Here is a 23,679-nt window from a genome sequence, read left to right as displayed (position 1 = left end):
GGTCATGTCCGACCCTGCTCCCACGGCCTCTCGGGATCGGTGGATCCTGCTGTTGATCACCGCCGTCGAACTCGTCGTCTTCCTCGACACCACCGTGCTCAACGTCGCGCTCCCGTCGATCGGCGCCGACCTCGGGCTCACCGAATCCGGACTCGGCTGGGTCACCAACGCCTACCTGCTCGCCTTCGGCGGTTGCCTGCTGCTCGGCGGGCGAACGACCGATCTCGTCGGGCCGCGGCGCATGTTCACCCTCGGCCTCGGGCTGTTCACCCTGGCCTCGCTGGTAGCCGGCCTCAGCCCGTCGGCCGCGCTCTTGATCGGGGCGCGCGCGGCGCAGGGTGTCGGGGCCGCACTGCTGATTCCCGCCCAATTGGCACTGCTCACAGCGATTTTCACCACACCCGCCGCCCGCAATCGGGCCTTCGGGGTGTGGAGTGCGATGGGGGCGGCGGGCGCCGCGATCGGCACGGCCGTCGGCGGACCGCTCACCGACCTGTTCGGGTGGCCCTCGATCTTCCTGATCAATGTGCCGGTCGGTCTGCTGGCCCTGGTGGGGGTGGTGCTGCTGCCGGTCGACACTCAGCGGGTGGGCAGCGCGTTGCGTGAACTCGATCTGCCCGGTGCCGTCACCGCGACCACGGCACTGCTGTTGCTCGGGTACGGGATCGGCGCGCTCGGCGAGCCGACGCCCGGTACGGGACCGGCCCTGATGCTCGTGGCGGGCGCTGTGCTGCTGGCGATCTTCGTGCTGATCCAGGCGCGCAGCCGCCACCCGTTGATGCCGCTGGAACTGTTCCTGGTCCGCCAGGTGAGTGGGTCGGCGGCGGTGAATTTCCTCGTCGGTGCCGCGCATGTGCCGGTGTTCGCCCTGGTCGCGCTGTATCTGCAGCACACCCAGCACTACAGCCCGACCCTGTCCGGGTTGGCGGTGCTGCCGGTGGCGGTGGTCAACATCGTCATCTCGCGGACACTGCTGCCCGGACTGCTCGACCGGTTCGGTGCGCGCTGGGTGCTCACCGCCGGTCTGGGGCTGCAAGCACTGGCCATGCTCTGGTTCGCCCGGCTCCCCGAGCACGCCGGATACCTCGTCGACATCCTGCCGGGAGCCATCCTGCTCGGCATCGGGCTGCCTGCCGCGTTCGTCGGCGTCACCGCGCCCGCCGTCACCGCCGTCGGTGAATCCGCGGCGGGCACCGCGGCCGGGATCGTCAACACAGCGGGCCGGATCGGGTCGGGTATCGGCGTCACCGCCTTGCTGCTGCTCGCCCAGGAAGTGACCGAATCATCCACTGCCGCATCGGGGAATGCCTACCGGGCGGGGTTGTCGGCAGCCTTCCTCGCGGCCGCCGCCCTGGCGGTGCTCGGCGCCGTCCTCGCCGCGACCGCGCTGCGTCCGACGCCCGCGAAGGAGGTGGCTGCGGTCGGGTAAGTCAGGCGACGGTGGTTTTCAGGTGAGAGCCGTTGCGGCCGCGTAGAACGTGGAGGCGGGTGGGGATGCGTTGGCGCATTTCGTCGACGTGGCTGACCACGCCGACTACGCGGCCGCCTGCGCGCAGTTCGTCGAGGACGCCCATGACGGCATCGAGGGTGTCGGCGTCGAGGCTGCCGAAACCCTCGTCGATGAACAGGGTGTCGAGGGTGACGCCACCGGCTTCGGCGGCGACCACGTCGGCCAGGCCGAGCGCCAAAGCGAGTGAGGCCATGAAGGTTTCGCCGCCGGAGAGGGTTTTCGCCGAACGGACGGAGCCGGTGTAGTCGTCGCGCACGTCGAGCCCGAGTCCGCCGCGCCTGCCGCGCGGACCGGCCTTGTCCGAGTGGACGAATTCGTAACGGCCACCCGACATCCGGCGCAACCGCACCGACCCCGCCACCGCCACTTCCTCGAGCCGCGCGGCAAGCACATAGGACCGCAACGACATTCGCCGATTGTTCTCGCCGCGCCCGGCGACCACCTCGGCCAACCCGGCCAGCTCGTCGAATTCCCGCTGTTTGGGTTCGATCCGCTCCACCTCACCCCAAAGCTGGGTACTCAGTTGTTCGAGCTGGGCGACACGCTCGGTCGCCGCCGACTGCGCGGCGACCGCCGAGGTGAGCGCATTCTGTGCCAGCGCGAACCGCTGCTCCCATTCGACCGGATCACCCGGAACACGCTCGGCCACAGCCTGAATCTCCGGCTCGGCCAACACCGCCTCGGCGTGCGCCCGCGCCCGGTCGGCGGCGGTGAGTTCGGCCTCGATCTCCGCCTGCTGCCGGGCTGTCCGAGCAGCCGCCCCGACGACCTGTGCACAGGCGGTGAGCAAGGCGATGTCGTCCCGCGGCGCGACCGGCTCGTCGGCCGGCTCGTCGTCGGCCTCCTCGTCGAAAAGGTCGAACAGTGTCGGCGTCACCGGGGCAGCCGCGTTTCGGGGTGTGCGAGCCGGGGTTTCCGGTGTGTCGGACGAGTGGTTCGCGGCCGGTCCCTCGGGTGTCGGCGTCGCATCTTGTGGGAGGAATCCCGCTGCCGCCGCGAGGTTTTCGACGCGGGTGGCGATGCGGGTGACGGCTGTGCGGGCGGCGGATTCCGCGGTTCGGGCGTCGCGCAGGGCGGTGGCTGCGGTGATGAGGGATTCGAGGCGGGCGGCGCGGGCGTCGACGGAGGTGTCGGCACCCGCCGCGGTGCGCAGGCGGGCGGTGAGTTCGTCGAGGCGAGTGCGGGTGGTGGCGATATTGGCGGTGACGGTGCCGAGGCGGGCGTCGAGGTCGCGGGACTGCTCGTGCAGGGCCGACTCTTCGCTGCGCAGGGTTTCGAGGCGCGCGGTCAGGGCGGTCGCCTGGTTCGCGGTGTCGGTCGCGTCTTCGAAGCGGTGGGTGGCGGTGCGTACGGCGTCGGCGAGGGTGACGGGATCGGCGGCGCCACCGCGTGCGGTGAGCGCTTCGATCTCGCGTTCCAGGGTGGCGATGCGCTGGGCGACTCGGTCGCGTGCGGCCTCGGCGGCCTGCTCGGCGACCACTGCGGCGTCTTCGGCGTCCTTGGACACGGCGTCGTCGGTCGGCCGGGCCGGTTCGGGGTGCTCGGCGGAACCACAGACCGTGCACGGCGCGCCATCGACCAACGCGCCCGCGAGCTCGGCGGCCATCCCCGCCAGGCGCCGCGAACGCAGGTCGAGCACCTGCTCCCGCGCATCGAGGTGGGCTCGCCGTGCCTGGTCGAGCTCGGCCTGCGCCCGGTCCAGAGCCGGTCGCTTGGTGGTCAATTCGACGGCAGCGGCCGCCGAGTCCTGCCATTTCGACAGTTCGTTGCGCAACCCCGGCAGCGCGGCGGCGGCATCGGTCGCCTCCCGCAACTGCTCCTGCGCCGAGGCGATCAGCGCGGGCAGTTCCTCGCGCCGGCGCGCCAGCTCCCCGGCCCGCCGCGTCAACCGTTCGGCCTCCGCCTCGTGCGCCGCGAGATCCCCCGCCAGCTGCCTTGCGGTCACCGCCTCGGCCCGCACCTCCCCGAGAACGCCGATCAGCGCGTTCCACCGACTGACAGCCCCGTCGAGATCTCCCGCGACATCCCGCACCGGACCAGCCGCGGCGCCGGCGACACCATCAACTTGCCCTGACCCGTCGACCATCGAGCGCGTATCCGCAGCGTGCGGACGACGATCGGAAGCCGTACCCGCTTCCCCCGCAGCATCCGATCGCGGGTTCCGTTGGGCCTCATCGGGCTCGTCGGTGATCACGGCCAGCAGGTCGAGACCGGGTAGGTCGGCAGCGGCTTCGGCGCGGAGCTGGGTAGCCAGTTCGGTGGCGGCGGCGCGCGTGGCGGTTTCGGCGCGGCGCAGGTCGCGGACGACGGTCCGGGCCTCGTCGATGGCCTGGACGACGGGTTCGGCGCGACGAGCCTGGTCGAGTTCGCGTTCCAGGGCAGCGCGGTGGGGAGCGGCAGCGGTGTAGGCCTCGAGTTCGGACCTGGCCGCCCGCATCCGGGCATGGAGTTCGGTGATGCGGCGCTGCTCGTCGGCTTCGGCGCGGGCGGCGTCGGACTCCTTCTGGCGCAGTTCGGTATTCGCGATGGCCTCGGCCAATTCGTGGCGGGCCGTGGAGAGCAGATCCTGTGACCAGCTCACCGCGTCGGGCAGCCCGACCGATTCCGCGCCGCCGTACCCGGCCGCCATTCCCACCTTCGTGATGAGCCGGTCGATGCCCTGTCTCAGCACCCCGAGTTCGGCTTCGGCGGTGCGTCTGCGATCGGCCAGCCACCGCTCGGCCGTGCCGAAACGCTGTGTGTCGAAGAGCTTTTCGAGCAGCTTCTCGCGATCCTCGTTCTCCGCCCGCAGGAACCGGGCGAAATCGCCCTGCGGGAGCAGCACCACCTGGAAGAACTGGTCGGCGCTCATGCCGAGCAGCCGCAGCACCTCGTCGCCGATGTCGGTGATGCGCGAGAGGTTTTCGCCGCTGCCGTCGAGCCAGGTGAGTGTGGCCTTGGGCTGGGAGACCCGGGTGCCGGATCCGTCGCGCTTGGGTCGTTCGAACTCGGGCACGCGCGTCAGTCGCAGCTTGCGACCGCCGAGGGTCGCCTCGAGGCTCACCTGTGGTGGGGTGAGCCGGTCGGCGTGGTCGGAGTGCAGGCGTTTGCTCTCACCGCGCGCACCGGGCACCTTGCCGTAGAGCGCGAAGGCGATGGCGTCGAGAACCGTGGTCTTGCCCGCGCCGGTGTGCCCGTGCAGCAGGAACAGCCCGTCGGCGCCGAGCTCGTCGAAGTCGACGACCGTGGTGTCGGCGAAGGGGCCGAACGCGGTCATCTCCAGCCGGTGCAGTCTCACGCGGCGTCCCCGGTCACGCCGAGAGCTCCGCCGCCAGTGGTTCCGGGCTCGGCGGATCGGGCTCGCTCACCGCGGCGGCCAGAGCTCGTTCCACCCATGCCAATTCCCCCTCGGTCGGTTCCCCACGCACATCGGACAGGAAGCTCGCGGCCACCTCGGTGTCGCGGCGGCCGTGCACCCGCTCGCGATACCGCAACTCCGGATTACCCTCCGGCCGAACCCATTCCACATGCACGGCATGCGGAAAACGTTCCCGCAGCTTGCGCATGGGGTCGACCGGCCGCGCGGTGTCGGTGAGCGTGGCCGACACATAATGCTCCACCGCGCCGAGATGCTCGTCGGCGGTGAGCAGTTCCTCGAGGGTGCCGGTGAGCCTGCTCAGCCCCCGCACCAGCGGCAGATCGTGACGGCGCACCTCGGCCAGCCCGTTCTCGTCCAGGTCGACGATCCACACCGCCTTGCGATGCGAGCTCTCGCCGAACGAATAGGGCAGCGGAGAACCGCTGTAACGCACCGACTCCGACAGCGTCTGCGGCGAATGCAGGTGCCCCAGCGCCACGTAGTCGATGCCGTCGAAGGCCGCCATCGACACCGTCTCCACCCCACCGACCGAGATCGACCGCTCCGACCCGGTGGCCGCTCCGCCGACGACGAACGCGTGCGCGAGCACCACCGACCGAGCCCCCGGCCGCCCCCTCAGATCGGCATTGATCCGCGTCATCGCCGCCTGCAGGATCTCCTCGTGCGAGCGCGCCTGCGGCACACCGAGTTCGGCACGGGTGATCTCCGGCTCCAGGTACGGAATCCCGTAGAACACCACCTCACCGTGGCTGTCGGCCAGACGGACGGGTTTGTCGACATCGGCGACCCGCGTGCACAGATGCAACCCACCAGCGGCCGCGAAGCTCGCGCCAGCACCGAGCCGGGCGGGCGAATCATGGTTGCCGGAGGTGGCGATGATGGTCGCCCCCGCGGCGCGGATCGCCTCGAAACCGCGATTGCACACCGCGATCGCGTCGGCCCCGGGAATGGAGCGGTCGTAGATGTCGCCGGGAACCACCACCACGTCGACGGATTCAGCGGCGACCAGATCGGCGACGGCCGTGAGTGCGCGCGCCTGATCCGACAGCAGGTCGACACCGTGGAAGGTGCGCCCGATGTGCCAATCGGAGGTGTGCAGGATCCGCATGCCGCGAACCGTAGGCCAGTGCACCGACAGAATTCAATCGACGCACTACAACCGTGTCATTTCGCCGACACGGTTGCCCGGGGATTGCGAACTTGTCGGTGCCCTCGGGCAGTATCGCCGCCATGACCGCTTCGATGCTCGTCGCGCTCGTCCTGGTTTTCGCCGCAGGCCTCGGTCTCGGCTGGTTGGGCCATGCGGCCCGCGGCGGGCAGCGCGCCGCGGTCGCCGAGGCCCGGCTCGCCGCCGCCGAGGACAACCAGCGGTTGCTCCAACAGTCGCTGCGTGCGGCGAACGAGGATGCCGCGCGCAGGCATTCGGCCGCCGTCGGCGCGCTGGTCGACCCGCTGCGCGACGCGGTCGGCGCGCTCGAACAGCAGATCCGGCAGGTGGAGCACCATCGCATCGACGCCTATTCGGGTCTGCGCGAACAGGTCGCGGGGATGCAGCGCACCTCGCATCGGCTCTCCGATCAGACCGGGCAACTCGTCGCCGCGCTGCGCGCACCACAGGTGCGTGGACGCTGGGGTGAGATCCAGCTCGAACGGGTCGTGGAGCTGGCGGGCATGACGAGGCACTGCGATTTCGACACCCAGGTCACCCGGGCGGGCGGCGATGACCGGGGCGCGGTGCGACCCGACCTGGTCGTGCGGCTGGCGGGCGGCAGGCACATCGTCGTGGACGCGAAAGTTCCCTTCACCGCCTACCTGGACGCGGCGACCAGTGAGGATCCGGGCGAGCGCACGCGATTACTGTCCAGGCACGCCAAGCAGCTGCGCGCCCACGTCGACCAGCTGGCGGACAAGGCGTACTGGGCGGCCTTCGACCCGGCGCCGGAGTTCGTCGTGCTGTTCGTCCCCGGCGACCCGTTCCTCGACGCCGCCCTGACCACCGACGCCGAGCTGCTCGAGTACGCGTTCGGCCGGAACGTGATCCTCGCGACCCCGACCACGCTCATCGCCCTGCTGCGCACGGTCGCGTTCAGCTGGCGTCAGGAAGCCCTCTCGCGCGATATGGCAACGGTGCAGCAATTGGGCAAGGAGCTCTACACCCGCATCGGCAAGGTCGCCGAACACCTCGACACCCTCGGCCTGAATCTCGGTAAGGCCGTAGCGGCTTTCAACGCCGCCGTCGGCTCGGTGGAGTCGCGGGTGCTGGTCACCGCGCGCCGGATGCACGATCTCGGCATCGCCGATCAGGAGCTCCCGGCAATCCGGCTCGCCGAGACCCGGCCCCGGGTGGTGGCCTTCGCCGACGCCGAGGATCGCCGCTGAGTTCTCCGTGCCGCGACCGCAACACGGTCGTCATGCGGTTAGTGTCATAGGGTGGCTGCTTCCCAACGTGCGCGACCCCGGGTGCCCGCGCCGCAACGTTCGATCATGCCCTCGGTGCCCGGCATCGCCGCGTGGGCGGCGATCGCGCTCGCCGTCGGCGCGACGACGCTCGGCTTCCTGATCGACGCGCTGGGCGACGAAGACTTCCCGACCACCACGTTCTCGGTGTTCTATGTGCTCGGGTGTGTGCTCGCGGTCTGCGCGGTGCGGGCTCGTGGCCTGTTCGCCACCATGGTGATGCCGCCGCTGCTGCTGTTCGTCGCTGTTCCGGTGGCCTGTCAGCTGCTCGGTGGCCGTAGCACCACGTCCATCAAGGACGTGCTGATGAACCTGGTCATCCCGCTGGTCGAACGCTTCCCGACGATGGCGCTGGCCACCCTGCTCGTCGCTGTGATCGGTGGCGTCCGGATCGCCCTCGCCAAGCGCGCGCCCGCCACGGCGCGACCGGCGACGGAACGTCGAAGCGCCCGCAAGACCACGAGCCGTCGCCCCGAACCGGCGGCCCGGAACCTGGCCGAGGCCGCGCGCAAGCGGCCGCGCCGGACCGGCGTCCTCGACGACCCGGATACCGAGGTCGATCTGTCGAGCCCGGCGCGTCGCCCCGCGCGCGGCGCCGACCCGAAACGCGCGCCGACCGCCGCACGCACCCGCGAACCGCGGACGCCACGCGCGGCAGCCCCACGCGAACCCGAGCCCGCCCGCACGAGTCGCAGGCGCGGCGACGCACCGCCGCACCCGCAGCCGAACGTGCGCTACCGCGATCGCGCCGATTCCGCCCGCACCGAACGGCGCCGCCCCGACAGCCTCTGAACACACGAAAATCCCCGCCGCGATCCTGGGAAAGCGGCGGGGATTTCTCGTCTGTCAGCGACGCGCGGGACGCAGCTCGCGCGGCAGGGAGAACACCAGCGTCTCGTTGGCCGTGGTCACCGGCTGCACCTCACCGAAGCCGTGCTCGGCGAGCAGGTCGAGCACCCCGGTCACGAGGATCTCCGGGACCGACGCGCCCGAGGTGACGCCGACGGTCCGCACGCCGTCGAGCCAGGCCGGGTCGATCTCGCGGGCGTAGTCGATCAGATGCGCGGCCCGCGCACCCGCCCCGAGCGCCACCTCGACCAACCGCACCGAGTTCGAGGAGTTGCGCGAACCGACGACGATCACCAGATCGCACTCGGGTGCCATCGCCTTCACCGCGGTCTGGCGGTTGGAGGTGGCGTAGCAGATGTCGTCGCTCGGCGGGTCCTGCAGCGTCGGGAACCGCTGACGCAGCCGCTCGACGGTCTCCATCGTCTCGTCGACCGACAGCGTGGTCTGCGACAGCCAGATCACCTTCGCCGGATCGCGCACCGTCACCCGGTCCACCGAGTCGGGGCCGTCGACGAGCTGCACGTGCTGCGGCGCCTCACCGGCGGTGCCCTCGACCTCCTCGTGCCCCTCGTGCCCGATCAGCAGGATGTCGTAGTCGTCGCGGGCGAAGCGCTTGGCCTCCTGGTGCACCTTGGTGACCAGCGGGCAGGTGGCGTCGATGGTGCGCAGGTTGCGTTCGGCGGCGGTCTCGTGCACGGTCGGCGCGACACCGTGCGCGGAGAACACCACGAGCGCGCCCTCGGGTACCTCGTCGGTCTCGTCGACGAAGATCACCCCGCGCTCACGTAAGGTCTCGACCACGTGCCGGTTGTGCACGATCTCTTTGCGCACATAGATCGGCGCGCCGTGCTGTTCCAAAGCCTTCTCGACCGTCTCGACAGCACGATCGACGCCTGCGCAGTACCCGCGCGGCTCGGCCAGCAGCACGCGCTTGGCACCGGCATCCGCCGCGCTCGCCGAGCGCGTGATACCGACGTTCAAGGGGATTGCCGAGGTCATAGTGCACAGCTTACGTGCGTGGCCAGGGGCGGCCGAAGGGGCATAGATCACATCAGGGTGGTCGGGATCTTTGCATCACAGCCGCTTTGGGGCAGGCTGGGATCATGTTTCGACCTCCGTTTCTGGCTCGGGTCGCCGCCGGCGCCGCCGTATACGCCTTAGAAGAGACCCGGCGGCTTCCCGTCGCCGCGGTCCAATTCCCGATCACCGCCATCAGTCGCGTGCTGCAGACGACCATGCACGTGCAGCAGTTCGTCACCAGCCTCGCGCTCAAGGGTGACGCCGTGTTCGAGCGGCTCGGCTCGCCCGCGCAGGAGCAGCCGGAGTGGGCGACCTTCGACGAGGATCTCGCGCCGGCCGCCACGACCAACGGTCACGCCAGCAAGTTCGACCTGTTCGCCGAGGACGCTCCCCGGTCGCAGACCAACGGTCAGGCCGTGCCCGCGTCGCTGCTGGTGCTCGAGACCGAGAACGAGACCGTCGAACCCGCCGCCGAGGAAGCGCCCGAGGAGGTCGAGGCACCCGAGGTCGCCATCCGCTACGACTACCCCTCGATGACGCTGGCCCAGCTGCGCGCCCGCCTGCGCATGCTCAGCGTCGAGGAGCTCGAGCAGCTGCTGGCCTTCGAGCAGCAGACCCGCGCCCGCGCGCCCTTCGTCACCATGCTCACCAACCGCATCGCCACCGTGCAGGCCAAGTAGCGACACTCCACTGCCGAGGCGGCCGCGATCCCACGGGACGCGGCCGCCTTTTCGTTTGTCGGTGCCCTCCCGTAGAACTGACATATGACTCAGGACGGCACCGGCACCGCGGCCGCACCGGCGAATTCGGCGGAGCAGCCGTATCCCGTGCGTTCGGTGGCGATCAAGGTCGCCCAGTGGATCGAGCGGCTCGGCAGCATCTGGGTGGAGGGGCAGGTCACCCAGATCAATCTGCGCCCCGGTACGCGCACCGCGTTCCTCGTCCTGCGTGACACCTCGGTCGACATGTCGCTGTCGATCACCTGCGACCCGGATCTGTTGCGTCGTCTGCCCGTTCCGCTCACCGAGGGCAGCCGGGTGGTGGTCTACGGCAAACTGCAGTTCTTCACCGGGCGCGGCACGATCTCGTTGCGCGTCACCGAGATTCGCGCGGTCGGCATCGGTGAGCTGCTGGCCAGGATCGAACGGCTGAAGGCGCTGCTCACCGCGGAGGGCCTGTTCGATCCGCGGCTCAAGCGGCCGCTGCCGTTCCTGCCCGCGTCGGTCGGCCTCATCACCGGGCGGGCGAGCGCGGCCGAGCGCGATGTGCTCAGTGTCGCTCAGAAGCGTTGGCCCGCAGTACGTTTCGTCATCCGCAATACCGCGGTGCAAGGCCCGAGCGCGGTGCCGCAGATGCTGGAAGCGTTACGCGAGCTCGACGGCGAAGTGGACGTCATCGTGATCGCGCGTGGCGGCGGCAGCACCGAAGACCTGCTGCCCTTCTCCGACGAAGCCCTGTGCCGGGCCGTCGCGGCGGCGCGCACCCCGGTGGTGAGCGCGATCGGTCACGAACCCGACAACCCGCTGCTCGATCTGGTCGCCGACCTGCGCGCGGCCACCCCGACCGACGCCGCCAAACGCATCGTGCCCGACGCCGCCGCCGAACTGGCCGGGGTGCGCGAGATGCGGGCCCGCTCGGCCGCGGCGCTGCGCGGGTGGGTGCAACGCGAGGCCCATGCCTTGCAGCAATTGCGCTCGCGCCCGGTGCTTGCCGACCCGCTGCGCGAGCTCGGTCACCGCCACGACGAGGTCGAACGATTACGCACCGCGGCGCGCCGCTGCATCGACCACGCGCTGCGCACCGAGGCGACCAGGACCACGCATCTGCGCGAGAAGCTCACCGCGGTCGGCCCGGCCGCCACCCTGGCCCGTGGCTACGCTGTCGTGCAGCGCGTGGCGGGGCCCGAACGCCACGTCGTCCGGGATATCGACGACGCACCAGCGGGCAGTCAGCTGCGGATCCGCGTCGGCGACGGCGCGATCACCGCCGCCGCGCTCGGCACCACGCGCCTGACCCCGCAATCCACCGACGAGAAGAGGAAGTGACCGTGGCCGACGCCGGTTCCGACAACACCGACACCCTGGCCGAGATCGCGGCCTTCGGCTACGAACGCGCCCGCGATGAACTCGTCAATGTGGTGAAGATGCTCGAACAGGGCGGCCTCGACCTCGACGACTCGCTGGCCCTGTGGGAGCGCGGAGAAGCCTTGGCCGCGCGCTGCGAACAGCACCTGGCCGGCGCCCGCAAGCGCGTCGAGGACGCCTTGTCACGCGCCGACCTCGACGCAGACGGCTGATCCCACCGACTACTTCGCGAGCGGCTGGGCTGCGGTGACCGCCTGCGCCAGGGTGGTGAACGCCGCCTCGTTGCCCGCACCGGTGATCAGGATCCGCACCGCTCCGAGGTCGGCGATCCAGGCCGACTCCTCGGTGGGCTCGGTGTAGACGACCCACTTCTGCCCGGCGATGTCCTGGGTTCCGGTGGGATAGCGCGAGCCGAGCACGTGCCGCGACAGCGCTTCCTCGGTGGCATTGCTCTGCGAATACCGCATGTAGGTGCCCTGCGGGGTGATGTAGCCGACCGTGCTCACCGGCCCGCCACCGGCGATGCTGATGTTCTCGCGGCTGCCGGAGTTCGACACCCAACCCTCCGGCAAGGCCGGTTGACGGATCGGGAACGGCATCGATTTCGCGTCCGAACGCAGCGCGGCGCTCGCGTCGAAGAACGGGATCTGCCCCTGGGTCGGGCCGTTGGTCGCCACCGTGCACTGGCTGGCCGCACCCGCCAGCACGACCGCGATCAGCACCAACGGAATCAGCGACCAGAACAGATCGCGGTAGTCGTTGAAGATGCGGTGCTTGGTCTGGGCCACGACTACCAGTATCCACTCGGCCCCTGACCTGGCCGCTCAGGGGTCGCGCCGGGAGGTCGTGCACGACCGTGCAGGTTCGGAATGCGACAATTGCCCCCGTATCACCAACGCCAAGGAGGCACTCCGCAATGACGGCATCTTCGCCCGCCCCCAGCCGCCGCGAGGCACCCGACCGGAACCTCGCCCTCGAGCTGGTACGTGTCACCGAGGCAGGAGCGATGGCCGCGGGCCGCTGGGTCGGCCGCGGAGACAAGGAAGGCGGCGACGGTGCGGCCGTCGACGCCATGCGTCAGCTGGTCAGCTCGGTGTCCATGAAGGGCATCGTCGTGATCGGCGAGGGCGAGAAGGACGAAGCGCCGATGCTGTACAACGGCGAAGCGGTCGGTGACGGCACCGGCCCCGAGGTGGACTTCGCGGTCGACCCGATCGACGGAACCACCCTGATGTCGAAGGGCTCCCCCGGCGCCATCTCGGTGCTCGCGGTCGCCGAGCGCGGCGCCATGTTCGACCCGTCGGCCGTGTTCTACATGCACAAGATCGCCGTCGGCCCCGACGCCGCCGGCTCGATCGACATCACCGCCCCGATCGGCGAGAACATCCGCCGCGTCGCCAAGGCCAAGCAGTCCTCGGTCTCCGACCTGACCGTGTGCATCCTGGACCGTCCCCGGCACGCCGAGATCATCGAGCAGACCCGCGAGGCGGGCGCGCGTATCCGCCTGATCTCCGACGGTGACGTCGCCGGTGCCATCGCCGCGGCGCGTCCCGAGTCCGGCGTCGACATCCTGGTCGGCATCGGCGGCACCCCCGAGGGCATCATCGCCGCCGCCGCGCTGCGCTGTCTCGGCGGCGAGCTGCAGGGCATGCTCGCCCCCAAGGACGACGAGGAACGCCAGAAGGCGATCGACGCGGGCCACGACCTGGACCGCGTGCTCTCGACCACCGACCTGGTCTCCGGCGAGAACGTCTTCTTCTGCGCCACCGGCGTCACCGACGGCGACCTGCTGCGCGGTGTCCGCTACTTCGGTGGCGGCGCGTCGACCCAGTCGATCGTGATGCGCTCGAAGTCGGGCACCGTCCGCATGATCGACGCCTACCACCGCCTCACCAAACTGCGCGAATACTCCTCGGTCGACTTCGACGGCGACGACAGCGCCAACCCCCCACTGCCGTGACGTAGACGAGAGCCCCGGAATCCCCGGGGCTCTTTCTATTCCTGCCGACAGTGTGGGATTTTGCGCGGGTGTGGGAGCCCCATTCCCGGGGTTCTCGTCCTAGTGTCGAGGTATGGCTGACGACGACGCGCAGTACCGCATCGAGCACGACACCATGGGGGAGGTTCGCGTCCCCGTCGACGCCCTGTGGCGGGCGCAGACGCAGCGGGCGGTGGAGAACTTCCCGATCAGTGGGCGCGGGCTCGAGCGGGCACAGATTCGGGCGCTCGGGCTGCTGAAAGCCGCGTGCGCCCAGGTGAACAAGGATCTCGGGCTGCTGGATCCGGTGAAGGCCGAGGCGATCATCGCGGCGGCGAACGAGATCGCCGACGGCCGTCACGACGACCAGTTCCCGATCGATGTGTTCCAGACCGGTTCGGGTACCAGTTCGAACATGAACGCCAACGAGGTGATCGCGTCGATCGCGGCCCGTAACGGCGTCACCGTGCACCCCAACGACGACGTGAACATGTCGCAGTCGTCCAACGACACCTTCCCCACCGCCACCCATCTGGCCGCCACCGAGGCCGTGATCGCGGAACTCGTTCCCGCACTGGAACATCTGCGTCTCGCGCTGCTCGACAAGTCGCAGCAGTGGCACACCGTGGTGAAGTCCGGCCGCACCCACCTGATGGACGCGGTGCCGGTGACGCTCGGTCAGGAATTCGGCGGATACACCCGCCAGATCCAGGCGGGCATCGAGCGCATCATGGCCACGCTTCCGCGGCTGGGTGAGCTGCCCATCGGCGGCACCGCGGTCGGCACCGGTCTCAACGCGCCCGCCGGATTCGGGGCGAAGGTCGTCGCGGAACTGGTGCGCGCCACCGAGATCGACGCCCTGCGCGAGGCGCGCGATCACTTCGAGGCCCAGGCCGCCCGCGACGGCCTCGTCGAGGCGTCGGGTGCGCTGCGCACCATCGCGGTGAGTCTCACCAAGATCGCCAACGATATCCGCTGGATGGGTTCGGGCCCGCTCACGGGCCTCGGCGAACTGCAGCTCCCCGACCTGCAGCCGGGCAGTTCGATCATGCCCGGCAAGGTGAATCCCGTACTGCCCGAAGCGGTTACCCAGGTGGCGGTGCAGGTGGTCGGCAACGACGCGGCGATCGCCTTCGGTGGTGCGAGCGGCGCGTTCGAGCTCAATGTCTACATTCCGGTGATGGCGCGCAACCTGCTCGAGTCGATTCGCTTGCTGGCCAACGTTTCCCGCTTGTTCGCCGACAAGTGCGTGGCCGGGCTGGTCGCCAACGAGGAGCATCTGCGCACGCTTGCCGAATCGTCGCCGTCGATCGTCACGCCGCTGAACTCGGCCATCGGCTACGAGGAAGCGGCCGCGGTCGCCAAACAGGCGCTGCGGGAGAAGAAGACGATCCGCCAGACCGTCATCGATCGGGGTCTGACCCCGGACAAGCTCAGCGTCGAGGAACTCGATCAGAAGCTCGACGTGCTCGCGATGACCAACGTCGACCGGAAGTCCTGAGACAGCACGACGGCCGCCACCCGGGAAGGTGGCGGCCGTCGTGTGAACAGATCAGGCCAGGTGCGCGAGTTCCGCGCGGGCCTTCTCGCCTTCTTCGCCGAGGTCGGTGCGGGTGAAGATGTTCCAGCGCTGCAGCAGCGGCTTGAACACCAGCTCGCCTTCCTTGGCGGGGTCGTAGATGCCCGCTTCGGCCAGGGCTTCGTCGCTGGAACCGCCGCCGGGCAGGTCGACGTGGGGCACCCGGAAGGCCGCCACCTGGTCGGCGATCGCGCGCGCACCCTGATCGGGGACCAGGTCCAGCGCGGCGGAGACCAGCTCGGCGAAGAACTCGGCCTGCAGCTCGTCGTCGACGGCCAGCTTCTCGGCCATCGCGGTGACGATCGGGTTCTCACCGAGGGCGGCGGTGTTGCGGTGCCGGATGGCGGCCGCGGCCTCTTCGAAGGCGCAGGTGGCGAGCACGTCGATGAGGTGCAGCGGCGGCCGGTTGAAGCCGGCGGTCATGTGCGCCATCCGCGCCCGCTCCAGCGCGACGGGGTCGACCGCGCGGGTGAGCATCAGGTAGTTGCGGAGCATGATCTCGTGGCGGTTCTCCTCCGCCGTCCACCGGCCGACCCAGCGCCACCACGGCCCGGTGCGCAGGTACTTGCCCAGCTCCCGGTGGTAGGAGGGCAGGTTGTCGGCGACGAGCACGCTCACCGTGAGCGCCAGCTTGGCGGTCTCACTGAGATCGGACTGGTCCGGCGCCCAGTCGGTGCCGCCGAGGAAGGCGAAGTTGCGCCCGTCCGACCACGGCACGAGGTCGTGCGGTTGCCAACCCTCGGCCGCTTCGATGTGCCGGTTCAGGTTCGTTTCCACCACATCGGCGAGCGCGTCCAGCAGTTCGCGGTCGGTCAAAGTTTTCTGCACGCAGCCAACCTAGTACTTCGCCGTCGGGCGCGGGGACCTAAGGGGTGAACCGACCCCCGCGCCGCGGCGCGATTACTTCGGGGTGACGGTGGTCTGGCCGCCGACCCAGGTGATGGTTCCGCCGGTGAAGTCGCTCTGCTTACCGCCGGGGATGTCCTTTTCGTCGCTGGTCGGGTAGCCGAGGGTGCCGTTGGCCCCGCCGTTCTCCTCCCAGGCCTCACGGATCTCGCCCCACACGATGTGGGCGCCGGTCTCGGGGCTCCAGTAGACGGTTCCGCCCTCGAAGTCCTGGTACTGGCCACCGTTGGGGCCCGATTCCTGCGCTTCTTCCGGTGCGCCGAGCGGGCTGGCGGCGCCGCCCGCCGCGACGTACTTCTTGTAGACCTCGCCGGAGACGGTGATGTCGCCGTTGGGGCCGGAGATGGTGGTCGACTCACCCGCGGCGGTCGCGGTGGAGGTGGCGCTGCCGGTGCCCTCCCCGGCCTCGGTGGTGGCCGTCGCGGAGCCGTCGGTGTGATCGGCGTGGTCGGTGGTGGTCTCCGAACCCGCCCCGCCGGGCAGGGTGGTGATCACGCTGGAGACGGCCGAATCGACCTTGTCCTTGTCGTCGTCGCCGCAACCCGCGGCGAGCAGCAGTCCGGTCGCGGCGACCAAGGCGGCGCCTCCGGCGGCGGTACGTCGAGCGAAGTGGTTCATATCCATCCTCTCGCGAGTGGCCCCCCGGGGGCACCGCCCCGGACGTGGAGCCTGGCCGACATCCGCAACGGCCCGGCAGAACAGTGTTCGCCGAGCCGTTGCTGGAAAGGTGTCGCCGCGGATAATACCCACAGTTCGCCGATATCAAACGGATTCGGACCGGTGACGCGGCCCGATTGCCCGATTACGCGTTGGGACCGTACTCCTCGAGCATTTCGGTGACGAGCGCCGCGATCGGCGACCGTTCACTGCGGGTCAGCGTGATGTGCGCGAAAAGCGGATGCCCCTTGAGCTTTTCGATCACCGCGGCCACACCGTCGTGCCTGCCGACGCGCAGATTGTCACGCTGGGCCACATCATGGGTGAGCACCACCCGCGATCCGGTCCCGAGCCGGCTCAACACGGTGAGCAGCACATTGCGTTCCAGCGACTGCGCCTCGTCGACGATCACGAACGAATCGTGCAGCGACCGGCCACGGATGTGGGTCAGCGGCAGCACCTCGAGCATGTCGCGGCTGAGCACCTCGTCCATCACCTCGCGGCTGGCCAGCCCGTCGAGCGTGTCGAAAACCGCCTGGGCCCAGGGGCCCATCTTCTCGCTCTCCGAACCGGGCAGGTAGCCGAGTTCCTGCCCACCCACCGCGTACAGCGGACGGAACACCACCACCTTGCGCTGGGTGCGCCGCTCGAGCACCGCCTCGAGCCCGGCGGTCAGCGCGAGCGCCGACTTACCCGTGCCCGCACGGCCACCCATCGACACGATGCCGATGCTCTCGTCGAGCAGCAGGTCGAGCGCGATGCGCTGTTCGGCCGAGCGACCGTGCAACCCGAAGGCCTCGCGTTCGCGCACCAGCTGCACCCGCTTGTCGGCGGTGACCCGTCCGAGCGCACTGGAGCTGCTGCCGAGCAACCGGATCCCGGTGTGGCAGGGCAGTTCCCGTGCCTCGTCGAGGTCGATCACCGACTCGCTGTAGAGCTGATCGATCTGGGAGCCCGCGACATCGAGTTCCACCATGCCGCTCCAGCCGGAGGTGACCACGTCCTGGGCGTGGTATTCGTCGGCCGCCAAGCCGACCGCGCTGGCCTTCACCCGCAACGGGATGTCCTTGGACACCAGCACCACATCCTCGCCCTCGGCGGAGAAGTTCAGCGCGCAGGCCAGGATGCGGGAATCGTTGGTCTCGGAGCGGAATCCGGCGGGCAGCACCGAGGCATCGGTGTGATTGAGCTCCACCTGCAGGGTGCCGCCATCGGTGCCGATGGGCAGCGGCTGATCGAGCCTGCCGTGCTGCATGCGCAGGTCGTCGAGCATGCGCAGAGCTTCCCTGGCGAACCAGCCGAGCTCGTGGTGGTGCCGTTTGGCCTCCAGCTCGCTGATCACGACCAGCGGCAGGACCACCCGATGTTCCCCGAAGCGGGTCACCGCCCAGGGGTCGGACAGCAGGACAGAGGTGTCTACGACGAAAGTCTTCAGACCGGAACGCGCGGGGCGAGCCCCTTTCTTCGAGGCCGAGGCCGTGTGCATCGCGTGAGCGGAAACGGAGCGTGCAGCAGTCACGGTGGGCTCCTTATGTGTTCGCACGGCACCCGCACGAACGATCTCGCTGGACCGGTCCGTCCTTGTAGGTGGTTTGTCAACCACCACGAGGGCCGGGTGCCGGCCCCCTCGTACTGAGCAGCTCAGTCACGGTCAGGACCTCCCGTACGAATCACACCGACGCGATCCGCATCTTCGACGCTACCGCCGAACCCGCTACGGCGCTGCCGGTCCGGCCCACGTGTCCGTGAATTCGAGGTTAACCAGCATGGTCGCCGCCGTTCGGCGCGTCGAGCGCTACAGTCGTTGCATGGCCGATGACCAGGATCTGGAGAAGCTGTCGTCGAAGGAACTGCACGATCGCGCGGTGAAAACGGCCGTGCGGCGCGGCGATGTGAAGTTCCTGTGGGACCTGCTCAAGGCGATTCCCGCGGCCCAGGCCGAGGCGGGCGATCTGGGTGAGAGCGAGGCCGACATCAAGTACGTGCTGCCGATGCTCGACGACTACATCCACGCGGGCGACGGCAAGATCGCCGAAGTCCTGCGCCCCACCTACCTGGACTACCTACGCAAACACCAGTAGGTCAGCGGCGGGCGAGCGCCTTGGCCACCCCGACGATCGCGCCGCGCAGCACGTTGCCCTTGCTGAAGTGGTCGTCCCACAACACGATCCGCCCCGCGCGGATCTCGAAGGTGCCGGTGACCCAGAACCCGATGCGCACCGGCCCGAACCGCAGATAATCGGTGCGGTCGGTGAGCACGATGTCACCGTCGGCGGCGATGTGGTGCATCTCGGCCCAGAAGCCGAGCGCCGGACGGTCCAGGCCGCGCAACACCATGGCGACCCGGTCCTTGCCCCGGATCGTCGGCAGCGAGGTGTTCTTCCAGACGATCTCCGGATCGAGGAGTTCCAGCGCCTCGTCGACCGCGTCGATCTCGAGCGCGGCGAAGAATTCGCGCACCACGGTGACGGCGGGTTCGGGGAGTTCCTCGGTCATGGTGTGAGCCTAGGACTTCGGCGGCTCGTGGACCAGAGCGGCGCGACGATCGATCAGGGCGGCGATGCCGTCGAGGATGCGGTCGATGCCGAAATCGAGGGCGTTGTCGCGGCCGCCGGCGGCCGCTTCCTCGGCGAACGCGGCGCGGACCCGCGGGTAGCGCTCGGCGGCGGCGGTCATCATCTGGGTGAACTGGTCGGTGAAGTGGTCCGCCTGCTCGCCTGCCGGGACCTGCTGGGCAAGGCCGCGAGCGTGGCTGTTGAGCAGGACGATGGTGTCGAGCTGCTCCGGGCCGCTGAGCCCGGTGTGCGCCAGCGCGGTCAGCGCCGATTCGGTCCAGGCCATCTCGTTCGGGCCGAAGGGGCGAAGACCACGCGCGAGGTCGATGGTCCAGGGATGGGCGCGGTAGCTGTCGTGGATGGCGTTGGCCCAACTTCTCAGCGCTGCTCGCCAATCCTGCTGCACAGCTGAGATTTTCGGGGGTTCGCCGATGGCTTCGTCGAGCATGAGCGCCGTCAGTTGCTCCTTGCCGGGGACGTACCGGTAGAGCGACATCTTGGTGAAGCCGAGGCGCTGCGCCAGGCGCTGCATCGACAGCGCGGCGAGCCCTTCGGCGTCGGCCAGCGCGATCGCCTCGCCGACGATCCGGTCGAGGGTGAGCGCGGGTTTGGGCCCCCGGGTCGGACGCTGGGCGGTGCCCCACAGCAGCTCGACGGTGGTCGGTGACGGCATCGGCCCTCCTTTCGCGCTCAGGATACCGGCGATTTGCGTCCACCGGAAACAGATCTTGACGAGGAAACAGTGTCCTCCGTACTCTATTTTGTGTCCGTCGGAAACAGATTACGGCGGACACTGATCCCGAGGAGGCTTTCATGCCCAATCAGACCGTCCTCATCTCCGGCGCGAGCATCGCCGGGCCCGCCCTCGCCTACTGGCTGAATCGGTACGGCTTCGCCGTCACCGTTGTCGAGCGCGCCGCCGCGTTGCGGCCCGGCGGTCAGGCCGTCGACTTCAAGGACGGCGTCCACTTGGAGGTGCTGAAGCGGATGGGCATCCTCGACGCGGTGCGTGCGCGCCGCACCGGCACCACCGACCTGGTCTTCGTCGACGCCGACGACCATGAATTGGCAGTCTTGTCAGGCGATTTCACCGGAGGCGCACTCGAGATACTGCGCGGCGACCTGGCCGCTGTCTTGTACGAACAGACCAGGGACACAGTGGAATACGTTTTCGGCGATACCGTCACCGCGCTGCGTGAGACCGAGTCCGGCGTGGATGTCGAGTTCGAGAACGCCGCGGCTCGCACGTTCGACCTCGTGGTCGGCGCGGATGGAATCCATTCGCGGGTACGGCGTTTGGTCTTCGGCCCGGAATCGGACTTCGTCACCCACCTCGGCTACTACTACTGCGTGGCAGGGGCGAGCCGCTGGGCCGACAAGTCGGCGCCGCGCGAGCGGGCCGAGGGATACGCCCACAACGTGCCAGGGAAACTGGCCGTCGACGGTGGCGCCAAAGCGCAGCAGATGTACATGTTCGCCTCCCCTGAACTCGACTACTCGCGCACCGACACATCGGCCCAACGTCGCATCCTCCGTGCGGCTTTCGCCGATGTGGGCTGGCATGTCCCACGCATGCTCGCCGAACTCGACGAGCTGGACGAGGTCTACCTCGACTCGATCAGCCAGGTCCGGATGAACGGCACCTACACCCGTGGCCGCGTCGCCCTGCTCGGTGACGCCGCCTACGGCAATACCCTGGCCGGCTTCGGCACCGGCCTCGCGCTCGTCGGTGCCTACGTCCTCGCCGGTGAACTCGGCTCGGCCGCAGGTGATCACGAGGCCGCGTACCGTGCCTACAACCGGATCATGAAGCGCTACGCCAAAATCGCCGGGAACTCCAACACCGGCCCATTTCTGGCCCCGAAAACCGCGGTAGGCATCAAGGCCCGCAACTGGTTCCTCGGCTCCCGCTTGTTCGGCCTGATGCTGAAGTACGGCGACAAGGCGGCCAACGACGTCGACCTCGTCGACTACTCGCGATCGGCCCGGAACAGGGCTTGACCTGGAGTGCACTCCAGGTCATAGGCTCGGCGCATGAGCATTCGTCTCGGTTACCAGATGCCCAATTTCAGCAACACCGCCTCGATCCGCGAGTTGTTCCCCACGGTCGTCGCGCAGGCGAGGGAAGCGGAAGCGGCCGGCTTCGACGCCGCCTTCGTGATGGACCACTTCTATCAGCTGCCGTTGATCGGCCCGCCCGACGCGCCGATGCTCGAGGCGTACTCCGCGCTCTCCGCGCTGGCAACGGCTACCGACCGAATCCAATTGTCCGCCTTGGTAACCGGCAACACCTACCGCAACCCGGCGCTGCTCGCCAAGACGGTGACCACCCTCGACGTGGTCAGCGGTGGACGCGCGGTGCTCGGCATCGGGGCAGGCTGGTTCGAGCTCGAACACCAGCAGTACGGCTTCGAATTCGGCACGTTCACCGAACGTTTCGAGCGCCTCGACGAGGCGTTGCAGATCATCACGCCCATGCTGCGCGGACAGCGGCCCACCTTCGACGGCAAGTGGTACCGCACCGAGAACGCGATCAACGAACCGCGCCTGCGCGACGACCTGCCGATCCTGCTCGGCGGCGGCGGTGAGAAGAAGACCTTCGGCCTGGCCGCGCGTTTCGGCGACCACCTCAACATCGTCTGCAACGCCTGGGAGCTGCCGCGCAAGGTGGCCGCGTTGCGACAGCGATGCGCGGAAGTCGATCGTGACCCCGCCACCCTCGAGACCAGTTTCCTCGCGTTCGTCATCGCCGACGAGGACGGCGACCGGGCCCGCAAGATCCAGGCCGACATGATGTCGCAGGTCGGGATCGACGTGCCATCGATGAGCGAGGCGGAACGCCGCGAGAGCGTCGTCGACCGTCAGTTCGTCGGCACACCGGACGATGTCGCCGAACAGATCAAGGACCGGGTGCTCGATCAGGGCATCGACGGAGTCATCGTGAACATGGTCGCCAACGGCCACGAGCCGGGCATGGTCGAGGCGGTCGGTCGCGCCCTGCTTCCGCTGGTGAAATGAGCCGTCACCAGGCGGCGAACTCGCCTTCGCCGCGCTGCCGGATCTGCTGACGACGACGGAAGAAGACCTCTTCGGCGCTCGACTCGGTCAAGGCGTTCGTGATGATGCCGAGGCGGGTGTCGTAGCGGTTGGTGCGGATGTGACGGTCGATGCCCGCCTGCCATTCCGGTGGCAGGCGGGACCAGATTCCGGCCACCCGCGCCTGGGCCGCGGGCTCGGACTCGGCAAGCAGTTGCAGCAGGGCGGGCCAGTAGGTGGCGTCGGTGGCATGGGCGGGCAGCGCCGCGATCGAAGCGGGGCTGAGTTCAGCCAGCGTGGCGGCGATCCGGCGGCGGGCCGGTTCGCCGAGCCGGGCCGACAGCGCGAACAGTCCACGCCACGGGTCGGCTTCGGTCCGGCCGTCGAGGGCGCGCACCAAGCGGGTCAGCACGCCGGGGTCGGCCAGTTGTGGATTGGTCGACAATGCCCACAGCGCAACGGGATTGAGGCGGCCGATCAGGGTGAGCAACGCGATCGAGGCGCTGCGGTCGACCGCGGTCAGCAGGAAGCGGCCGATCTCGTGCGCGGCGCCGCGCCCGAAGAAGATGTCACCCAGCTTGGCCGCGACCTCGGGCTCGACCTTGCAGAACAGCGCGAGCATCGCATGGTGCAGCGGGGGTGGACCGGCCAGCACCGTCTGGAGCATGCCGGGCACCCGGCCGCGTGGGCCCGCGAGCAGTTGCCGGACGATCCGGCTGAGCGTGTGCGCGGGGTAGGCGTAGGCGGCGGTGTAGACCAGGCCCGCGTCGTCGAGGACGGTCTCCTCCAGCGCCGCGATCAACGGTTCGTTCACCACGGACAGGAACCGGGCGGCGGTCACATAGTCACGCCGGCGCAGCAATTCGTTGATGATGAGGGTGATCGGCTCCGGCCTGCCGTACCGCATCAACTGCTCGAAGACGTTCGGATCCAGATACGGCGCACCGTCGGCCGCGTACACGGCGTCGACCATGCACAGCGCCTGCGCGCACTTCTCCGGATAGTGGATGCCGACCGCACCGAGAAACCTGGCCGCGAGCACCGGCGGCACCACCCGCTCGAACAACGCCACCCCGAGACCGACCGGGAAGATCGGCACCACCGGGGTGACCCGGCGAAAGGTGTCCGCGTGCTCGGCGTGCAACGCGTACAGCATCTGCTGCTGGATCGCCGACAGGTGCGCCGCGCCGAGCCGTGTGAGTGGCGCCAGATGCTGCGGCGAAACCCCCAAAGTGCGTGCCAGCACCACCAACTGGGTCTGCGCCTCGAGCTCGGTCTCGATCATCGCTCACCGAAGATGATCCGCCGCGACGCCCCACGCAACGGCGCGGGCATCGCCGACAACGCGGCATCGATAGCCCGATGCAACGCCCGATGCTCGTTCTCCCGAGCCCCCCGGAACAGCCGCAACAACTCCCCGGCCTCGGCCTCGGTGAGCAACTCGAAGGCAGGCACCACCCCACCCACCTCGCGCGCCAACTCAGCTCGACAGTCCATACAACTCGACGATGCCCCATCCCCACCCCGATGTGTACCGTTCGGAACTTTTTCTGTGAGTGGTGACAACAGAACCGACAACCGGTTGTCCGATCAACCTTCCGCGGCAGGAAGGGCTATGGAGGCGACCGGGTATGGTGGTCCGCCGACAAACTCCAGCCATGCAAATTCGCTATGGAACCGACAGTGCTCT

At 69.1% G+C, this 23,679-nt stretch carries 22 protein-coding genes; 11 read left to right on the top strand and 11 right to left on the bottom strand.

Annotation, left to right across the window (positions count from 1 at the left end):
* The first annotated feature begins 4 nt into the window (after window positions 1-4).
* Entirely contained in the window at window positions 5-1,429 is a 1,425-nt protein-coding gene (locus ACSVDM_RS25485; RefSeq protein WP_439268387.1) for an MFS transporter, read from the top strand.
* Window position 1,430: 1 nt separating this feature from the next.
* Here the strand turns inward: ACSVDM_RS25485 and ACSVDM_RS25480 are convergent, their stop codons facing one another.
* Both ACSVDM_RS25480 and ACSVDM_RS25475 read right to left on the bottom strand, forming a co-directional pair.
* Window positions 1,431-4,787, bottom strand: a complete 3,357-nt coding sequence (locus ACSVDM_RS25480) for an AAA family ATPase (protein ID WP_439268386.1) — start codon at window positions 4,785-4,787, stop codon at window positions 1,431-1,433.
* Window positions 4,788-4,800: 13 nt separating this feature from the next.
* The gene (locus tag ACSVDM_RS25475) at window positions 4,801-5,976 is read right to left on the bottom strand and encodes an exonuclease SbcCD subunit D (protein ID WP_439268385.1); all 1,176 of its coding nucleotides are present in this window, start codon (window positions 5,974-5,976) and stop codon (window positions 4,801-4,803) included.
* Window positions 5,977-6,098: 122 nt separating this feature from the next.
* Here ACSVDM_RS25475 and ACSVDM_RS25470 point away from each other — a divergent pair, with 122 nt between their 5' ends.
* Window positions 6,099-7,247 carry a DNA recombination protein RmuC gene (locus ACSVDM_RS25470; RefSeq protein WP_439268384.1) on the top strand — a complete coding sequence of 383 codons (1,149 nt, stop codon included), beginning with the start codon at window positions 6,099-6,101 and terminating at the stop codon, window positions 7,245-7,247.
* A gap of 51 nt (window positions 7,248-7,298) precedes the next feature.
* Window positions 7,299-8,117 (top strand): DUF6542 domain-containing protein, encoded by an 819-nt coding sequence (locus ACSVDM_RS25465; protein WP_357147775.1) that lies wholly within the window; start codon window positions 7,299-7,301, stop codon window positions 8,115-8,117.
* A gap of 54 nt (window positions 8,118-8,171) precedes the next feature.
* Here the strand turns inward: ACSVDM_RS25465 and ACSVDM_RS25460 are convergent, their stop codons facing one another.
* Window positions 8,172-9,173 carry a 4-hydroxy-3-methylbut-2-enyl diphosphate reductase gene (locus tag ACSVDM_RS25460; protein WP_067637795.1) on the bottom strand — a complete coding sequence of 334 codons (1,002 nt, stop codon included), beginning with the start codon at window positions 9,171-9,173 and terminating at the stop codon, window positions 8,172-8,174.
* Between the two features lie 104 nt (window positions 9,174-9,277).
* On the opposite strand from ACSVDM_RS25460, the gene ACSVDM_RS25455 reads away from it, so the two are divergent.
* The 3 genes from ACSVDM_RS25455 to ACSVDM_RS25445 all read left to right on the top strand — a co-directional run bounded on the left by ACSVDM_RS25455 (window position 9,278) and on the right by ACSVDM_RS25445 (window position 11,490).
* Complete coding sequence (locus ACSVDM_RS25455) at window positions 9,278-9,874, top strand: lipid droplet-associated protein (RefSeq protein WP_067485687.1); 597 nt, start codon at window positions 9,278-9,280, stop codon at window positions 9,872-9,874.
* A gap of 84 nt (window positions 9,875-9,958) precedes the next feature.
* Window positions 9,959-11,239: an exodeoxyribonuclease VII large subunit gene (xseA, locus tag ACSVDM_RS25450; RefSeq protein WP_439268383.1), complete on the top strand. Its 1,281-nt coding sequence runs from the start codon at window positions 9,959-9,961 to the stop codon at window positions 11,237-11,239.
* 2 nt (window positions 11,240-11,241) lie between these two features.
* On the top strand, window positions 11,242-11,490 hold the full coding sequence (locus tag ACSVDM_RS25445) for an exodeoxyribonuclease VII small subunit (protein ID WP_439268382.1): 249 nt from the start codon (window positions 11,242-11,244) through the stop codon (window positions 11,488-11,490).
* Window positions 11,491-11,499: 9 nt separating this feature from the next.
* Here ACSVDM_RS25445 and ACSVDM_RS25440 read toward each other — a convergent pair whose 3' ends face one another.
* Window positions 11,500-12,066 (bottom strand): DUF4245 domain-containing protein, encoded by a 567-nt coding sequence (locus ACSVDM_RS25440; protein ID WP_439268381.1) that lies wholly within the window; start codon window positions 12,064-12,066, stop codon window positions 11,500-11,502.
* A gap of 128 nt (window positions 12,067-12,194) precedes the next feature.
* On the opposite strand from ACSVDM_RS25440, the gene glpX reads away from it, so the two are divergent.
* A complete protein-coding gene (glpX, locus tag ACSVDM_RS25435; protein WP_067637798.1) occupies window positions 12,195-13,238 on the top strand; it encodes a class II fructose-bisphosphatase in 1,044 nt (347 codons plus the stop codon).
* A 112-nt stretch (window positions 13,239-13,350) separates the two neighbouring features.
* The gene (locus ACSVDM_RS25430; RefSeq protein WP_181696588.1) at window positions 13,351-14,757 is read left to right on the top strand and encodes a class II fumarate hydratase; all 1,407 of its coding nucleotides are present in this window, start codon (window positions 13,351-13,353) and stop codon (window positions 14,755-14,757) included.
* Window positions 14,758-14,808: 51 nt separating this feature from the next.
* Here ACSVDM_RS25430 and ACSVDM_RS25425 read toward each other — a convergent pair whose 3' ends face one another.
* The 3 genes from ACSVDM_RS25425 to ACSVDM_RS25415 form a co-directional block, all read right to left on the bottom strand.
* The gene (locus ACSVDM_RS25425) at window positions 14,809-15,663 is read right to left on the bottom strand and encodes an acyl-ACP desaturase (protein WP_439268380.1); all 855 of its coding nucleotides are present in this window, start codon (window positions 15,661-15,663) and stop codon (window positions 14,809-14,811) included.
* Between the two features lie 72 nt (window positions 15,664-15,735).
* Window positions 15,736-16,359 (bottom strand): LGFP repeat-containing protein, encoded by a 624-nt coding sequence (locus ACSVDM_RS25420; protein ID WP_439268379.1) that lies wholly within the window; start codon window positions 16,357-16,359, stop codon window positions 15,736-15,738.
* A gap of 184 nt (window positions 16,360-16,543) precedes the next feature.
* The gene (locus ACSVDM_RS25415; protein ID WP_067485988.1) at window positions 16,544-17,917 is read right to left on the bottom strand and encodes a PhoH family protein; all 1,374 of its coding nucleotides are present in this window, start codon (window positions 17,915-17,917) and stop codon (window positions 16,544-16,546) included.
* A 289-nt stretch (window positions 17,918-18,206) separates the two neighbouring features.
* Here ACSVDM_RS25415 and ACSVDM_RS25410 point away from each other — a divergent pair, with 289 nt between their 5' ends.
* A complete protein-coding gene (locus tag ACSVDM_RS25410; protein ID WP_067485986.1) occupies window positions 18,207-18,479 on the top strand; it encodes a hypothetical protein in 273 nt (90 codons plus the stop codon).
* 1 nt (window position 18,480) lies between these two features.
* Here the strand turns inward: ACSVDM_RS25410 and ACSVDM_RS25405 are convergent, their stop codons facing one another.
* Both ACSVDM_RS25405 and ACSVDM_RS25400 read right to left on the bottom strand, forming a co-directional pair.
* Complete coding sequence (locus tag ACSVDM_RS25405; RefSeq protein WP_439268378.1) at window positions 18,481-18,894, bottom strand: limonene-1,2-epoxide hydrolase family protein; 414 nt, start codon at window positions 18,892-18,894, stop codon at window positions 18,481-18,483.
* A gap of 9 nt (window positions 18,895-18,903) precedes the next feature.
* A complete protein-coding gene (locus ACSVDM_RS25400) occupies window positions 18,904-19,626 on the bottom strand; it encodes a TetR/AcrR family transcriptional regulator (RefSeq protein ID WP_439268377.1) in 723 nt (240 codons plus the stop codon).
* Between the two features lie 140 nt (window positions 19,627-19,766).
* Between ACSVDM_RS25400 and ACSVDM_RS25395 the strand changes: the two genes are divergently transcribed.
* Window positions 19,767-20,954, top strand: coding sequence for an FAD-dependent monooxygenase (locus ACSVDM_RS25395; RefSeq protein ID WP_439268376.1), 1,188 nt, complete (start codon window positions 19,767-19,769; stop codon window positions 20,952-20,954).
* Between the two features lie 33 nt (window positions 20,955-20,987).
* The gene (locus tag ACSVDM_RS25390) at window positions 20,988-21,971 is read left to right on the top strand and encodes an LLM class F420-dependent oxidoreductase (protein WP_439268375.1); all 984 of its coding nucleotides are present in this window, start codon (window positions 20,988-20,990) and stop codon (window positions 21,969-21,971) included.
* Window positions 21,972-21,975: 4 nt separating this feature from the next.
* Here ACSVDM_RS25390 and ACSVDM_RS25385 read toward each other — a convergent pair whose 3' ends face one another.
* Window positions 21,976-23,274, bottom strand: a complete 1,299-nt coding sequence (locus ACSVDM_RS25385) for a hypothetical protein (RefSeq protein ID WP_067637810.1) — start codon at window positions 23,272-23,274, stop codon at window positions 21,976-21,978.
* Window positions 23,271-23,486 carry a hypothetical protein gene (locus ACSVDM_RS25380; RefSeq protein ID WP_067485666.1) on the bottom strand — a complete coding sequence of 72 codons (216 nt, stop codon included), beginning with the start codon at window positions 23,484-23,486 and terminating at the stop codon, window positions 23,271-23,273. The genes ACSVDM_RS25385 and ACSVDM_RS25380 overlap by 4 nt, the downstream gene beginning before the upstream one ends.
* Window positions 23,487-23,679: the final 193 nt, after the last annotated feature.

It is taken from the genome of Nocardia sp. JW2, from assembly GCF_051843015.1.
Lineage (GTDB): Bacteria > Actinomycetota > Actinomycetes > Mycobacteriales > Mycobacteriaceae > Nocardia > Nocardia coubleae.
This window is presented reverse-complemented; position numbering and strand designations above follow the sequence as displayed.

Bases quoted from the DNA above. Each gene is read 5' to 3' on its own strand.
- ACSVDM_RS25475 (WP_439268385.1), bottom strand. From the start codon at position 5,976: ATGCGGATCCTGCACACCTCCGATTGGCACATCGGGCGCACCTTCCAC.
- ACSVDM_RS25455 (WP_067485687.1), top strand. From the start codon at position 9,278: ATGTTTCGACCTCCGTTTCTGGCTCGGGTCGCCGCCGGCGCCGCCGTA.
- ACSVDM_RS25420 (WP_439268379.1), bottom strand. From the start codon at position 16,359: ATGAACCACTTCGCTCGACGTACCGCCGCCGGAGGCGCCGCCTTGGTC.
- ACSVDM_RS25395 (WP_439268376.1), top strand. From the start codon at position 19,767: ATGCCCAATCAGACCGTCCTCATCTCCGGCGCGAGCATCGCCGGGCCC.
- ACSVDM_RS25380 (WP_067485666.1), bottom strand. From the start codon at position 23,486: ATGGACTGTCGAGCTGAGTTGGCGCGCGAGGTGGGTGGGGTGGTGCCT.
- ACSVDM_RS25430 (WP_181696588.1), top strand. From the start codon at position 13,351: ATGGCTGACGACGACGCGCAGTACCGCATCGAGCACGACACCATGGGG.
- ACSVDM_RS25385 (WP_067637810.1), bottom strand. From the start codon at position 23,274: ATGATCGAGACCGAGCTCGAGGCGCAGACCCAGTTGGTGGTGCTGGCA.
- ACSVDM_RS25400 (WP_439268377.1), bottom strand. From the start codon at position 19,626: ATGCCGTCACCGACCACCGTCGAGCTGCTGTGGGGCACCGCCCAGCGT.
- ACSVDM_RS25470 (WP_439268384.1), top strand. From the start codon at position 6,099: ATGACCGCTTCGATGCTCGTCGCGCTCGTCCTGGTTTTCGCCGCAGGC.
- xseA (WP_439268383.1), top strand. From the start codon at position 9,959: ATGACTCAGGACGGCACCGGCACCGCGGCCGCACCGGCGAATTCGGCG.
- ACSVDM_RS25390 (WP_439268375.1), top strand. From the start codon at position 20,988: ATGAGCATTCGTCTCGGTTACCAGATGCCCAATTTCAGCAACACCGCC.
- ACSVDM_RS25485 (WP_439268387.1), top strand. From the start codon at position 5: ATGTCCGACCCTGCTCCCACGGCCTCTCGGGATCGGTGGATCCTGCTG.
- ACSVDM_RS25405 (WP_439268378.1), bottom strand. From the start codon at position 18,894: ATGACCGAGGAACTCCCCGAACCCGCCGTCACCGTGGTGCGCGAATTC.
- ACSVDM_RS25460 (WP_067637795.1), bottom strand. From the start codon at position 9,173: ATGACCTCGGCAATCCCCTTGAACGTCGGTATCACGCGCTCGGCGAGC.
- ACSVDM_RS25410 (WP_067485986.1), top strand. From the start codon at position 18,207: ATGGCCGATGACCAGGATCTGGAGAAGCTGTCGTCGAAGGAACTGCAC.
- glpX (WP_067637798.1), top strand. From the start codon at position 12,195: ATGACGGCATCTTCGCCCGCCCCCAGCCGCCGCGAGGCACCCGACCGG.